The 14,599-nt window shown below is 36.8% G+C and carries 17 protein-coding genes; all 17 read left to right on the top strand.

Annotated elements, in window-relative coordinates; all coding sequences use genetic code 11:
- Positions 1–24 precede the first annotated feature (24 nt).
- Positions 25–636, top strand: a complete 612-nt coding sequence (locus BAQ48_RS01945) for a YphA family membrane protein (protein WP_071709785.1) — start codon at positions 25–27, stop codon at positions 634–636.
- A complete protein-coding gene (locus BAQ48_RS01940; protein WP_071709784.1) occupies positions 629–1,522 on the top strand; it encodes a YIEGIA family protein in 894 nt (297 codons plus the stop codon). The genes BAQ48_RS01945 and BAQ48_RS01940 overlap by 8 nt, the downstream gene beginning before the upstream one ends.
- A complete protein-coding gene (locus tag BAQ48_RS01935) occupies positions 1,519–1,704 on the top strand; it encodes a capping complex subunit for YIEGIA (RefSeq protein ID WP_071709783.1) in 186 nt (61 codons plus the stop codon). Before BAQ48_RS01940 ends, BAQ48_RS01935 begins: the two co-directional genes overlap by 4 nt.
- A gap of 124 nt (positions 1,705–1,828) precedes the next feature.
- The gene (der, locus tag BAQ48_RS01930; RefSeq protein ID WP_001125891.1) at positions 1,829–3,139 is read left to right on the top strand and encodes a ribosome biogenesis GTPase Der; all 1,311 of its coding nucleotides are present in this window, start codon (positions 1,829–1,831) and stop codon (positions 3,137–3,139) included.
- 18 nt (positions 3,140–3,157) lie between these two features.
- Positions 3,158–4,180 carry an NAD(P)H-dependent glycerol-3-phosphate dehydrogenase gene (locus tag BAQ48_RS01925; RefSeq protein ID WP_071709782.1) on the top strand — a complete coding sequence of 341 codons (1,023 nt, stop codon included), beginning with the start codon at positions 3,158–3,160 and terminating at the stop codon, positions 4,178–4,180.
- Positions 4,181–4,295: 115 nt separating this feature from the next.
- Positions 4,296–4,547, top strand: a complete 252-nt coding sequence (locus tag BAQ48_RS01920) for a stage VI sporulation protein F (RefSeq protein WP_000369752.1) — start codon at positions 4,296–4,298, stop codon at positions 4,545–4,547.
- A gap of 266 nt (positions 4,548–4,813) precedes the next feature.
- Positions 4,814–5,017 (top strand): DUF2768 domain-containing protein, encoded by a 204-nt coding sequence (locus BAQ48_RS01915; RefSeq protein WP_071709781.1) that lies wholly within the window; start codon positions 4,814–4,816, stop codon positions 5,015–5,017.
- Positions 5,018–5,081: 64 nt separating this feature from the next.
- Positions 5,082–5,795 carry a hypothetical protein gene (locus BAQ48_RS01910; RefSeq protein ID WP_071709780.1) on the top strand — a complete coding sequence of 238 codons (714 nt, stop codon included), beginning with the start codon at positions 5,082–5,084 and terminating at the stop codon, positions 5,793–5,795.
- 242 nt (positions 5,796–6,037) lie between these two features.
- Positions 6,038–7,516, top strand: coding sequence for a stage IV sporulation protein A (gene spoIVA, locus BAQ48_RS01905; RefSeq protein ID WP_000416519.1), 1,479 nt, complete (start codon positions 6,038–6,040; stop codon positions 7,514–7,516).
- Positions 7,517–7,813: 297 nt separating this feature from the next.
- On the top strand, positions 7,814–8,086 hold the full coding sequence (locus tag BAQ48_RS01900) for an HU family DNA-binding protein (RefSeq protein WP_001043860.1): 273 nt from the start codon (positions 7,814–7,816) through the stop codon (positions 8,084–8,086).
- A 120-nt stretch (positions 8,087–8,206) separates the two neighbouring features.
- Entirely contained in the window at positions 8,207–8,776 is a 570-nt protein-coding gene (folE, locus tag BAQ48_RS01895) for a GTP cyclohydrolase I FolE (protein WP_001151478.1), read from the top strand.
- 191 nt (positions 8,777–8,967) lie between these two features.
- Positions 8,968–9,717, top strand: coding sequence for a heptaprenyl diphosphate synthase component 1 (locus BAQ48_RS01890; RefSeq protein ID WP_071709779.1), 750 nt, complete (start codon positions 8,968–8,970; stop codon positions 9,715–9,717).
- Between the two features lie 29 nt (positions 9,718–9,746).
- Positions 9,747–10,460 carry a 2-heptaprenyl-1,4-naphthoquinone methyltransferase gene (menG, locus tag BAQ48_RS01885; RefSeq protein WP_001187669.1) on the top strand — a complete coding sequence of 238 codons (714 nt, stop codon included), beginning with the start codon at positions 9,747–9,749 and terminating at the stop codon, positions 10,458–10,460.
- Positions 10,461–10,491: 31 nt separating this feature from the next.
- Positions 10,492–11,454 carry a heptaprenyl diphosphate synthase component II gene (gene hepT / locus BAQ48_RS01880; RefSeq protein WP_071709778.1) on the top strand — a complete coding sequence of 321 codons (963 nt, stop codon included), beginning with the start codon at positions 10,492–10,494 and terminating at the stop codon, positions 11,452–11,454.
- Positions 11,455–11,578: 124 nt separating this feature from the next.
- The gene (ndk, locus tag BAQ48_RS01875) at positions 11,579–12,025 is read left to right on the top strand and encodes a nucleoside-diphosphate kinase (RefSeq protein ID WP_000415881.1); all 447 of its coding nucleotides are present in this window, start codon (positions 11,579–11,581) and stop codon (positions 12,023–12,025) included.
- Between the two features lie 285 nt (positions 12,026–12,310).
- Positions 12,311–13,483: a chorismate synthase gene (aroC, locus tag BAQ48_RS01870; RefSeq protein ID WP_071709777.1), complete on the top strand. Its 1,173-nt coding sequence runs from the start codon at positions 12,311–12,313 to the stop codon at positions 13,481–13,483.
- Positions 13,483–14,568, top strand: a complete 1,086-nt coding sequence (gene aroB / locus BAQ48_RS01865) for a 3-dehydroquinate synthase (RefSeq protein WP_071709776.1) — start codon at positions 13,483–13,485, stop codon at positions 14,566–14,568. The genes aroC and aroB overlap by 1 nt, the downstream gene beginning before the upstream one ends.
- Positions 14,569–14,599: the final 31 nt, after the last annotated feature.

Raw genomic sequence — 14,599 nt, 5'->3', positions numbered from 1 at the left:
ATGGAAAACATAGGAGGTGAAATGATGGATGGGAATACTTTTTATTTTGTAGCTTGGATAGGGTGGACTATTGTAACTTTTTTTATGAAAAAGGACTCTGTTCGGTGGAAGTTAAGCGTTTGTATACTGGTGTTTATAATTTGCTCCCCATTACATGTGACGATTGCTTCATTTACGGTATCAGTAAATGCTTTATTGCTTTGTATTATTTCTTTTTTCGGGATCACGCTATATTCTATTTGGAAAAAATTATATGGCTTACTTTCGGCACTTATTATTGCAATGTTATATACAAGTTTTCATTTGTTAGAAGTATATGATCCAATTTGGATTGTAATGGACAGATTGTTTTTGTTAAGTAGTGCTCTTGTGTATGCATCGGTTTTATTACATGGTGATCGCATATTGAGATTATGTTCCCTTTATATCGGAATGTTACAAGGTGAATTGTTAGTGACACTTATTTTTCGAAAACTACATTTTCCTTATGATTACGGTAGTTTAGCGTTTTTGGACATCATCGCCGTTTCTACATTTTTTATGGCAATTTTGTATTGGATTGCAAAAGCATCAGTATATATGGAGCAGTTTAAGAGAAAGACACGTAAAAGAAAGGCGAGGGTAATACATGACTGAATACACACCGGCCATTTTATGTGGCGTAATAGCGGGGACAGTAACGAGGGTGTTAATGCTTCGGACGGATACGAGGCAATATCCGACGAGGCTTCACGGGAAAATTATTCATATTGCAATGGGATTAATTGCAGCTGCTTTAGGAGCGATTGCTATCCCGTCAATTTTGAAAAAAGATTTTTCTGCCATTACATTTCTTACGTTAGCAGCGACACAATTTCGTGATGTACGTAATATGGAAAGAAATACGCTTCAACAATTAGATGGATATGAGCTCGTACCGCGTGGAAATACATACATTGAAGGAATTGCATTAGTTTTTGAAAGTCGCAACTATTTGGCGATGTTAACATCGTTTGCAACGACGTTTGCGTATATAGGATTCCGTTCGTGGATTGCTGGAGTAATTATGGCTATCATCGCATTTTTTATTGCGAAAAAATTAATGTCTGGCAGAAGACTTCATGATCTTGTAGAGATTGAACATGTTCCGCTGCGTTTTGAAGGAGCAGGACTTTATATTGATAATATTTATATTATGAATATTGGATTGCCGATAAGGCAAGATGAAATTATGGAATATGGCATGGGATTTATTTTGAAACCGAAATCGATTGATGCGATGGTTACTATTTCTAATTTAGGGCAACGTCAAGCGATTTTACATGATGTTTCAGTTGCTTTGGGGGTATATAGAGATTCTGGAACACCAGCTCTTGTACCGTTAGCAAAGCGTGATTTAGCGAGTGGAAGAATCGGGATTTTCGTTCTTCCGCAAGATAAAGATGCTAACAAGGCAATAAGTGTAATAGGAAATGTACCGACGTTAGAAAGTGCTGTCCATATGTCATCGGAAGCCCCGAAAGGAAGGGGAGATAAGAGATGATGTTAGAAAGTGTTATTCTTGCAGTTATTACAACAAAGCCAGAGAAGTTTGCAGGTGGTGCGCCTTTATTTACTTGTGACTCGACAGAGGAACTAGAATTTGTTGCAAATAATTTAGAGGCAATTTTAGATGGGATTGCGCATCGCTTACAAGAGAATGTATATATTATTGTGAAACATTAGCAACGTGTGTTATAATGTGAGGTGTTTTGATACGTTGAGAAATATTCTGGAATGCAAATCCCTTCTTGCACAAAGAAGGGTTTTTTACATAATAAACAGAAGCAAGTTGAAAGGATGAATGTATATGCCGAAACCAGTAATAGCGATAGTAGGCCGCCCGAACGTGGGGAAATCTACTATTTTTAATAGAATTGTTGGAGAAAGAGTTTCAATCGTAGAAGATATTCCAGGTGTAACGCGTGATCGTATTTATAGCGCTGGAGATTGGTTGAATCATGAATTTAACATTATTGATACAGGTGGAATTGATATTGGAGACGAGCCGTTTTTGACACAAATTCGTCAACAAGCTGAAGTAGCGATAGATGAAGCAGATGTTATCATTTTTATGACAAACGGTCGTGACGGTGTAACAGCAGCTGATGAAGAAGTTGCAAAAATATTATATCGTTCAAATAAACCAGTTGTACTTGCAGTAAATAAAGTGGACAATCCGGAAATGCGCAGTGACATTTATGACTTTTATGCGTTAGGATTTGGTGAACCATTCCCAATTTCAGGTACACACGGATTAGGATTAGGTGACTTATTAGACGAAGCTGCACAGCATTTTCCAAAGATTGAAGAAGACGGATATGATGAAGATACAATTCGTTTCTCTTTAATTGGACGTCCAAACGTAGGGAAATCATCACTTGTAAATGCTCTTCTTGGTCAAGAGCGTGTAATTGTTAGTAACGTAGCAGGAACAACTCGTGATGCTGTCGATACACCGTATAGTAAAGACGGAAAAGATTATGTAATTATCGATACAGCTGGTATGCGTAAAAAAGGGAAAGTGTATGAAAGTACAGAAAAGTATAGTGTACTTCGTGCACTAAGAGCGATTGAACGTTCTGACGTTGTTTTAGTCGTTTTAGACGGTGAAGAAGGAATTATTGAACAAGATAAAAAAATCGCTGGATACGCTCATGATTCAGGGCGAGCTGTCGTTATCGTTGTAAACAAGTGGGACGCAGTGAAAAAAGACGAGAAAACAATGAAAGCATTTGAAGAAAACATCCGTGCTCATTTCCAATTTTTAGAGTACGCACCGATTGTGTTCTTATCTGCGAAAACGAGAAAACGTACACAAACGTTAATACCAGTTATCGATGAGGTAAATGAAAGCCATAGTATCCGTATTCAAACGAATGTATTAAATGATGTAATTATGGATGCGGTAGCGATGAATCCAACGCCAACGCATAACGGTAGCCGTCTGAAGATTTTCTATGCAACACAAGTTGCGGTAAAACCACCAACATTTGTTGTGTTTGTAAACGATCCAGAACTATTGCACTTCTCATATGAGCGCTTCTTAAAGAATCGTTTACGTGAATCATTTGGCTTTGTAGGAACGCCGATTCACATTATCGCTAGAGCAAGAGACTAATGGAGAGGATGTGATTTTATGACAAAAATCACAGTAGTTGGAGCAGGTAGCTGGGGAACAGCGTTAGCGATGGTATTAGCTGACAATGGGCATGATGTACGTATTTGGGGAAATCGTTCTGAACTTATGGATGAGATTAATACAAAACATGAGAATAGTCGATACCTTCCGGGAATTACATTGCCAAGCACAATCGTAGCCTACTCTTCTTTAGAAGAAGCATTAGTAGATGTAAATGTAGTACTTCTTGTAGTACCAACGAAAGCGTATAGAGAAGTACTGCAAGATATGAAGAAATATGTAGCAGGTCCGACTACTTGGATTCATGCAAGTAAAGGAATTGAACCTGGTACGTCAAAACGTATTTCGGAAGTGATTGAGGAAGAAATTCCAGAGAACTTGATTAAAGACGTTGTTGTGCTGTCTGGACCGAGTCATGCTGAAGAAGTTGGGTTGCGTCAAGAGACAACTGTTACGTCTGCAGCAAAGCGTATGGAAGCGGCTGAAGAAGTACAAGACTTGTTTATGAATAGTTACTTCCGTGTATACACAAATCCAGATATCATTGGAGTTGAACTTGGCGGTGCGTTAAAAAATATTATCGCATTAGCTGCTGGAATAACTGATGGTCTTGGATTAGGTGATAATGCAAAGGCGGCATTAATGACACGTGGTTTAACAGAGATTGCTCGTTTAGGAAGAAAAATGGGCGGAAATCCGTTAACGTTTGCTGGTCTAACTGGTATGGGAGACTTAATTGTAACTTGTACAAGTGTTCATAGCCGAAATTGGCGCGCTGGAAATATGCTTGGAAAAGGACACTCTTTAGAAGAAGTGTTAGAAAGCATGGGTATGGTTGTAGAAGGTGTAAGAACTACGAAAGCTGCACATGAATTAGCAGAGAAAATGGAAGTTGAAATGCCGATTACAGCTGCTTTATATGACGTGCTGTTCAATGGGAATAATGTGAAAGATGCAGTAGGCTCATTAATGGGACGTGTTCGAAAACATGAAGTGGAAGCTATACCTGATTTACTGTAAATAAAAGCGGTAGAAGTACAAAAGTACTTCTATCGCTTTTTATTTTTTTGGGTCTTTTCACCATTTTTTCATTTTTGCATAGGATGAAGAGTAACTTGAGGAGAGGGTGAAAAGAATGGATAATAACATTTTTAATAACATTGAAAAAGAAGCGAAAGTGAATAAAGAAGATATTTTTAAATTAGCATCATCTGTACAAAATGCGAATTTACGTGATGAGAAAGTGCTTCGTCAATTGATTCATCAAGTTGCTCTAATGGCAGGACGTGAAGTGCCGAAAGAACAAGAGGATCAAATTGTAAAAGCGATTGTTAATAATAATATGCCAGCGGATTTTGGCTCGTTAAGTAAAATGTTTAAAAAATAAAATATGAGAAACAAAGAGTTTGTGGATTGCATATGATAGCCATGAAAGTATGGGAATAGAGCTGATTTGGGCATATTTGGTCAACCGGAGCGAGAGAGACACTCGCTTCGGTTTTATTTTTATCTAGATTAATGAAAGTTGTGAAAAAACCTGTTGATTCAAGTTATATATTCGCAATTTGTAGTAAAATGTTATTTTTGTATTTGTTTAAAGATTTTAATTTGTTAAAATAGTATAAAAATAGATTAATACAAAGGGGTGTGTATATGTCAGAAGGGCTTTTAAAAATGTGGTTTGCTTTAGGAGCAATTGGATTTATGTTTTTTGCAGTAAGTTTTATTTTAATAAGTAGATACAAAATAAAGAATAAATTTTTGAAAGGGATTACAGCGTTAGTAGCGTACACCCTTATGATTGTATCAGGAATTGTTATTTTTCTTGTTGTATTTAGTGGACCTGTACAGCAGTAAAGGGAATGGTCTCGAAAATGCTACATACGGAGCAAGTTATATTAGTATGAAAAGGTGATTGCTAGTGAAAAAAGTCCATATTATTTTAATATTTTGTTGTATGAGCCTTTTAACAGGGTGTCTGTATCCGAAAGAAAATATGAAACAAAATGCTATTCCTTATGAAGATCAGCTACAGGTTGTTCAAAAAGCTGTAGTGACATTTAAGGAGCAAAATGATGGGATATTGCCAATTAAGACGCGGGATATGAATACGCCAATTTATCAGAAGTATCCAATCGATTTTCAAAAGATTGCTCCGCGTTACATACAAGAAGCACCAGGGAATGCATATGAAAGTGGTGGAGTATATCAATATGTATTAATAGATGTTGAAACAAATCCCACTGTAAAGTTAATTGACGTAAGGATGGCTGACCAAATTCAGGAATTGACATTGAAACTTAAAATGTATCGTGATGAACATCAATATCCACCTTTTAAAAAAGTAATTACAGATGGTGTCTATGAATTAGATTTCAAAAAACTAGGATATAAAGATGTACCGCAAGTGACAAGTCCGTATTCTGGTAAGGGGCTGCCTTTCGTAATCAATGAAAAAGGAGAAGTTTTCGTTGATTATAGAATCGACTTATATGAAGCTTTGAAAAAAAATGAAGGTCAATTTAAGGAAGGGGAAGATATTCGGAATATACTATCGAAAGACTCTCCATTTGTTCCTGCTTATTCTCTGCCATATACGGTAAAGAACGGAGAACCAATTTTTTTTAAATCATAAGTCATGAACCTTTCTTTTAGCGAATAAGTTCTAGAAGAAAGGTTTTTTATGTTATACAACTTGTGATGCAAACAAAAGATATTTTTAAATAGTCATATGAAATTGGACAAAATTATATGATATATTGTCCGAACTTCTAGAATACCATTATATTATATCAGATATTATAGGCAACGTTAGAGAAGGTATTAGTTGACTATAAACGCGGAATTATTCCCAAAAATTTTGAGGGAGGGAATCACTTGGAAAAGGTAGATATTTTTAAAGATATTGCGGAACGCACAGGCGGTGATATTTATTTTGGAGTTGTAGGAGCTGTCCGAACAGGAAAATCAACATTCATTAAAAAATTTATGGAACTTGTAGTTATTCCAAATATTGAGAATGAGTCTGACCGTCAAAGAGCGCAGGATGAACTGCCTCAAAGTGCTGCTGGTCGTACAATTATGACGACGGAACCAAAGTTTGTTCCAAACCAAGCGGTTTCTATCGAAGTAGATGAAGGTCTTGAAGTGAATATTCGATTAGTAGATTGCGTTGGATATACGGTTCCAGGAGCAAAAGGTTATGAAGATGAGAATGGCCCGCGTATGATTAATACTCCTTGGTATGAAGAACCTATTCCGTTCCATGAAGCTGCAGAAATCGGAACACGTAAAGTAATTCAAGAACATTCAACAATTGGTGTTGTAATCACAACAGATGGAACGATTGGTGAAATTCCAAGAAGAGATTATATAGAGGCAGAAGAACGAGTTGTAAATGAGTTAAAAGAAGTTGGAAAGCCTTTCATTATGATTATAAACACTGTACAGCCGTATCATCCAGATACAGAGCAATTACGCCAAAGTTTATCAGAAGAATATGATATTCCAGTAATTGCGATGAGTGTAGAGAGTTTAAGAGAAACAGATGTGTATAATGTGCTTCGAGAAGCGCTATTTGAGTTCCCGGTTTTAGAAGTGAATGTAAACCTTCCGAGCTGGGTAATGGTGCTAAATGAAGGGCATTGGTTACGCCAAAGTTATCAGGAAGCAGTTCAAGAGACTGTGAAGGACATAAAACGTCTTCGTGATGTGGACCGCGTGGTTTGGCAATTTAGTCAATATGAATTTATTGATCGAGCGAGCCTAGCTGGTATTGACATGGGGCAAGGTGTGGCGGAGATTGACTTATATGCACCAGATGAATTGTATGATCAAATTTTAAAAGAAGTAGTAGGAGTAGAAATTCGAGGGAAAGATCATTTATTGAAGCTTATGCTCGATTTATCTCATGCGAAAATAGAATATGATCAAGTGGCGGATGCCTTGCGTATGGTAAAGCAAACAGGATATGGTGTAGCAGCGCCTGCATTAGCAGACATGAGCTTAGATGAGCCAGAAATTATTCGTCACGGTTCCAGATTTGGTGTGAAGTTAAAGGCCGTAGCCCCATCTATTCATATGATTAAAGTAGATGTGGAGTCAACGTTTGAGCCAATTATAGGTACTGAAAAGCAAAGTGAAGAATTAGTTCGTTATTTAATGCAAGATTTTGAAGATGATCCGTTATCAATTTGGAATTCTGATATATTTGGACGTTCGCTTAGCTCGATTGTTCGAGAAGGAATTCAAGCGAAACTATCTTTAATGCCAGAAAATGCTAGATATAAATTAAAAGAAACGTTAGAAAGAATTATTAATGAAGGCTCTGGCGGATTAATTGCGATTATATTGTAAGAAAAAATCCCTCTCACTGTAGAGGGATTTTTTTATTTTTACGTATGTAATAGAAAAATAAACAGTCATTATCTAATATATTGTTGTAAATTGTCAAGTTTCATCAGATTTTCACATTTTAAGAGTAACAATTTCCTTAAAAATATTGAATTATAAAGGAGAATCGTATAATATAGGCGTTGATAATGATTTATCTACATCTTTGTAGTATAGAATTTGTAAAAATTGCCTACAAATGAAAGTAAGACTCATTTTATGATCATTATACAGTCTTATCTTTGGGAGGAGGTGAATGGCATGAACAAGACAGATTTAATCAATGCTGTTGCAGAAGCAAGTTCCCTTTCTAAAAAGGACGCAACAAAAGCAGTAGACGCTGTTTTTGATTCTATCTTAGAAGCTTTAAAACAAGGTGATAAAGTACAACTAATCGGATTCGGTAACTTCGAAGTTCGTGAGCGTGCGGCTCGTAAAGGTCGTAACCCACAAACAGGTGAGGAGATTGAAATCGCTGCAAGTAAAGTACCTGCATTCAAACCTGGTAAAGCGTTAAAAGATGCGGTTAAATAATCCTTACATATTAACAGGGAAGAAGAGTTTCCTTTTTGGGAACTCTTCTTTTTGCTTTTAAAAACATAAATATGCTAGAATGTGTTCGTATCACTTTTAGGTTTTCGGGAGGGCTAGCGGATGGCAAAAGTTAATTTAGAACAAATTGAACATGCAGTACGCCTTATTTTAGAGGCAATCGGAGATGATCCAAATCGCGAGGGAGTACTTGATACACCAAAGCGTGTTGCAAAAATGTACGCAGAAGTGTTCGCGGGCATGCATGAAGATCCGAAAGAACATTTGCATAAAGTATTCGGAGAAGATCACGAAGAGCTTGTACTAGTAAAAGATATACCATTTTATTCGATGTGTGAGCATCATTTAGTTCCGTTCTATGGAGTTGCTCACGTTGCATATATTCCGCAAGGCGGAAAGGTGACAGGCCTAAGTAAATTAGCCCGCACTGTAGACACAATTGCACGTCGTCCACAACTGCAAGAACGTATTACTTCAACGGTAGCGAACTCTATTATGGAAGTACTAGAGCCGCATGGTGTTATGGTAGTAGTAGAAGCAGAACATATGTGTATGACTATGCGTGGTGTGAAAAAACCAGGTGCGAAAACAGTAACGACAGCAGTACGTGGTGTGTTAGAAAATGATGCTGCCGCACGTAGTGAAATTTTATCTTTCATTAAAACGAAGTAAAGAAAAGCGGGAAACTGCTTTTCTTTTTTTTTTATGTGAATAAATGATATAGTTTTAGTTGGACAGATTGAGAATGGAAGGTGTTATTTAATTCAGCGGAGGTTTGGAAGGGGTAGCCAAGTTTTGGTTATAGAAAATAGAATGTATGTGTTATAATAAGTTTTATGAATTAGAAAACAAGGGTGATTTTTGTGTGTGACATCTACGGAGGGTATGCGGGTATAAAAGAGAAATTGATGGAGAAATTACGCCATCCTTATTTTATAAACTATATTGAAGAACCATTTATTGATGAAGAAAAAATAGCATTACTATATGGGGCTTTAAAGAGTGCGAATTTACATATAGAACAAATCGAGCATTATGTAGTAACGATTATGCTAGTACAAATTGCGCTTGATACGCATGAAAGAGTATCAAATAAAGCAGGTGAGGAAGCGATTGAGTCGCATAAATGTCGCCAATTAACAGTACTTGCAGGTGATTACTATAGTGGGTTATATTATTATTTATTGTCTATGAATCGTGATATTGTTTTAATTCGTGCGCTTGCTGAAGGAATTAAAGAAATCAATGAGCATAAAATTATGCTATATCAAAAAGCACATAAAACAATTGAGGACATAATGAAAAGTGTGATAACGATTGAGTCTGCGCTATTGCAGAAAACGTGTGATCATTTCCATTTATCACATTGGAAGCCATTTATAACTTATGTGTTAGGAAAAAATCGTCTCCAAAAAGAATATCAATTGCACGCTGATAAACAACATTCACCTGTTTTTCAAGCAGTTCAAGGGATTTTGAGGGATGGAGTAGATGCAGAAACCGTTATTAATGGCTGGATGATGGAACTGAGTAAGCAAGAAAATCAATTTTTAGAAAATCACACAGACATAAGTGAAATAAATGCTGTGTTAAAAGATAAATCGAAGACATAAGCAATTTTACATTGGAAGAAGGTACGAGCATGCAACAATCAAAAGAAGAAAGAGTACACGATGTATTTGAAAAAATTTCTGATAAATATGATGTAATGAATTCTGTAATCAGTTTTCAAAGACATAAGGCATGGCGTAAAGAGACAATGCGTATTATGGATGTACAACCGGGCAGTAAAGCGCTTGATGTATGCTGTGGGACAGCGGACTGGACAATTGCGCTAGCTGGAGCGGTAGGAGAGCAGGGGAAGGTTGTTGGACTAGATTTCAGTGAAAATATGTTATCTGTCGGTAAGCAAAAGGTAGAGGCTTTACAATTAAAGCAAGTAGAACTTCTACATGGAAATGCAATGGAACTTCCATTTGAGGATAATACATTTGATTACGTAACGATTGGATTTGGTTTGCGTAATGTGCCAGACTATATGCACGTATTAAAAGAAATGACGCGTGTAGTAAAGCCAGGTGGAAAAGTAATCTGTTTAGAAACATCGCAGCCAACAATGATTGGTTTTCGACAAGGATATATTTTATACTTTAAGTATATTATGCCGTTATTTGGAAAGATGTTTGCGAAAAGTTATAAAGAATATTCATGGCTTCAGGAATCAGCTAGTACATTCCCGGGGATGAAGGAATTGGCTCATATGTTTGAGGAAGCTGGACTTGAACATGTACAAGTGAAGCCGTTTACTTTTGGGGTAGCAGCGATGCATTTAGGTATTAAACCAGAATCAAAATAGAAAAAAGACGTTTTAGGTTAAGGTGAACAATATGAAGTTACAACTTATGTACTCTTTTTTACGATCGGATATTAATGTGATAGAAAAAGAATTAAAAAAGACGGTTGCTTCTGAACAGCCATTAGTAGAAGAAGCGGCATTACAACTTATTGAGGCTGGTGGGAAGCGAATTCGGCCCGTATTTGTGTTACTTGCAGGGAAATTTGGAGATTATAAGTTAGACGCAATTAAGCATGTTGCTGTTGCATTAGAACTTATTCATATGGCTTCTCTTGTTCACGATGATGTTATTGATGCTGCATTTTTACGACGTGGTAGTGCGACTGTGAATGCAAAATGGGGAGATCGTATTGCGATGTATACAGGAGACTATTTGTTTGCTAAGTCTCTTGAATGTGTAACAAATATCGAAATTCCAGAGGCGCATCAGGCGCTATCACATACCATTTTAGAAGTTTGTAAAGGTGAAATTGAACAAATTAAAGATAAATATAATTATGACCAAAATTTGCGAACGTATTTAAGAAGGATAAAGCGAAAAACAGCATTATTAATTGCTGCGAGTTGTCAGTTGGGAGCAATCGCTTCTGGTGCGAATCGTGAAACGGTAAATCGTCTGTTTTGGTATGGCTATTTTGTAGGAATGTCTTATCAAATTATTGATGATATTCTAGATTTCGTTTCAACGGAAGAGAAACTTGGAAAACCTGCTGGTGGTGATTTATTGCAAGGGAATATTACACTTCCTGCTTTATATGCTATGGAAGATCCAGTGCTTCGTAAGAAAATCACATCTGTACATGAAAATACAACAGCGGACGAAATGAAAGAAATTATTGAGGCTGTGAAGAATGGTGATGCTATTGATAAAGCATTTGCGTTTAGTGAACGTTATTTACATAAAGCATTAGAAATAATAAAACCACTCCCACGTGGGCAAGCGAAGTATGCATTACAAAACGTAGCAAAGTATATTGGGAAACGAAAATTTTAGTGTTTTTTCTAAAAAATAAAATAATCTCTCTATTTCAAAACTATTGCACAATTGTGATAAGGGTGTTACTATGTGTGTGGGGATATACAATTACATACATAATTCAGAAGTGGAGAGATTTTTTATGGAAAAAACATTTCTAATGGTAAAACCAGACGGTGTACAACGTGCTTTCATTGGGGAAATTGTAGCTCGTTTTGAGAAAAAGGGCTTTCAATTAGTTGGTGCAAAATTAATGCAAGTCACTCCGGAAATTGCTGGAGAACACTACGGTGAGCATAAAGAAAGACCTTTCTTTGGTGAATTAGTAGACTTTATTACATCTGGACCTGTATTCGCAATGGTATGGCAAGGTGAAGGTGTAGTAGATACAGCTCGTAACATGATGGGTAAAACAAGACCACATGAAGCGGCTCCTGGAACAATTCGTGGAGATTTCGGTGTAACTGTTGCGAAAAACATTATTCACGGTTCTGATTCTTTAGAAAGCGCAGAGCGCGAGATTGCTATTTTCTTTAAAGAAGAAGAATTAGTAGACTACTCAAAATTAATGAATGAATGGATTTACTAATTATTTTGAAATAATTTGTAAACGCTTTAATAACTGTGATAATAGTAAAAAGTGCAAGAAGAATAGGGGTATTCTTCTTGCACTTTTTTTATTTGAATTAGTTACGAAGTTAAAGTTGTTATGATATATTGGTATGTAAAGTAAAAGGCCTATTGGAAGTATAGAATGAGAATAAGCAAATGGCCGATTTACGATATAATTTCTTTCATATTTTTAGAATAACGAAAGTTCATATTATTGCTTAATATAGTGAGATAAATACATATACGAAAAGAGGAATGACGTATGCGATATATTACAGCTGGTGAATCTCATGGTCCACAACTTACAACGATTATAGAAGGTGTTCCAGCGGGACTATCAATAGTTGCGGACGATATAAATGAAGAATTATCGAGAAGGCAAAAGGGATATGGTCGTGGTAGACGCATGCAAATTGAGACAGATCAAGTGCAAATTGTAAGTGGTGTTAGACATGGAGAAACATTAGGTTCTCCTATTGCACTCGTTGTTGAGAATCGTGATTTTGCGCATTGGACGAAAATTATGGGTGCAGAGCCGTTAACGGAGCAAGAAGAAAAAGAAATGAAAAGGAAAGTGACAAAACCAAGACCTGGACATGCTGATTTAAATGGTGCGATTAAATATGGTCATAGAGATATGAGAAATGTACTTGAACGCTCTTCGGCACGTGAAACGACAGTACGTGTTGCTGCTGGTGCAGTTGCTAAAAAAGTTTTAGCGGAACTTGGTATTAAAGTGGCAGGACATGTAATCGAGATTGGTGGTGTACAAGCTAAGGAGATTACTTATAGTTCAATTGAAGAATTAAAAAGTATAACAGAAGAATCACCTGTACGTTGCTTAGATGACGAAGCTGGTAAGCAAATGATGAAAGCGATTGATGATGCAAAAGCAAATGGTGATTCAATCGGTGGCATTGTTGAAGTAGTTGTGGAAGGCATGCCAATTGGAGTAGGTAGCTATGTACATTATGATCGAAAATTGGATGCAAAACTAGCAGCCGCAATTATGAGTATAAATGCCTTTAAAGGTGTGGAGATTGGAATTGGTTTTGAAGCAGCACGTAGACCGGGAAGTGAAGTTCATGATGAAATCCTGTGGGATGAGGAGCATGGATATACAAGAAGAACGAACAATGCAGGTGGGTTAGAAGGCGGTATGACGACTGGTATGCCAATTGTTGTGCGCGGTGTGATGAAACCGATACCTACACTATATAAACCTCTTCAAAGTGTGGATATAGATACGAAAGAACCGTTTTCAGCGAGTATTGAACGTTCAGATAGTTGTGCTGTACCAGCAGCTAGTGTCGTTGCAGAAGCAGTTGTTGCTTGGGAATTAGCGACAGCTTTACTAGAACAATTTGGAGTAGATCGCATGGATCTTATCCGTGAAAATATTGAGAAACATAATGAATATGCGAGGGGATTTTAATGGGAAATATACATATTCAAACGAAATCAAAAGAATATGATGTGCATGTTGGAAAAGAAGCGTTGTCACATTTGACAACAATCATTCAAAATATGCAGCCAGCTGTATCTAACGTAATGATCATTTCAGATGAAGTTGTTGCATCTCTACATTTACAGACAGTTGTTGATGCATTACAAGTAGAGCAACAAGTATTTTCATTTGTTGTACCGAGTGGTGAAAAAGAAAAATCTTTTGAGAACTTCTACGGAGCTCATACTTCAGCTCTTGAAAATAAATTAGATAGAAATTCTTTAATTATTGCACTTGGAGGCGGAATGATTGGAGACTTGGCTGGGTTTGTCGCTGCGTCGTTTATGCGTGGCATTCGTTTTGTTCAAGTTCCAACAACTTTATTAGCTCATGATAGTGCAGTAGGTGGGAAAGTAGCAATTAATCATCCATTAGGGAAAAATATGATTGGTGCATTCCATCAGCCAGAAGCGGTTGTATATCATACGCCGTTTTTACAGTCTCTTCCTGAAAAAGAGTGGCGTTCAGGTTATGCAGAAGTGATAAAGCATGCTCTTATTGGTGATGTTGAGCTGTATCATTGGTTGAAACAAGAAGTACAAACATTAGCAGAACTTCGTGATGAGAAGTTAATTCATATATTAACGAAGGCGATTCCTGTAAAAGCAAATATTGTAGCGCAAGATGAAACAGAAAAAGGTGTACGCGCCCATCTGAACTTTGGACATACGTTAGGTCATGCTCTTGAAAAAGAGATTGGGTATGGAAATATCACTCACGGTGACGGAGTAGCTGTTGGCATGTTATTTGCTATATTCTTAAGTGAACAAGTGTACAAGATCGATCTTGCTTATGAAGAGATGAAGCAGTGGTTCTTGAAGTACGGCTATCCAAAAATGCCAAGTGATTTGAATGTAGAGCGCCTCGTTCAATTGATGAAACAAGATAAGAAAGCAAATGCAGGAACAATTCATATGGTACTTATGCAGGAATATGGGGTAGTAAATGTCGTATCTATTTCAGATGAGACTGTTCATATTGCGTTAGAGGCATTTCAAAAGGATATGGTATAAAAGGGTTATAGGAGAGGTATTCTCGTAAATG

This window comes from Bacillus luti (assembly GCF_001884105.1).
Classification (GTDB): Bacteria; Bacillota; Bacilli; order Bacillales; family Bacillaceae_G; genus Bacillus_A; species Bacillus_A luti.
This window is presented reverse-complemented; position numbering and strand designations above follow the sequence as displayed.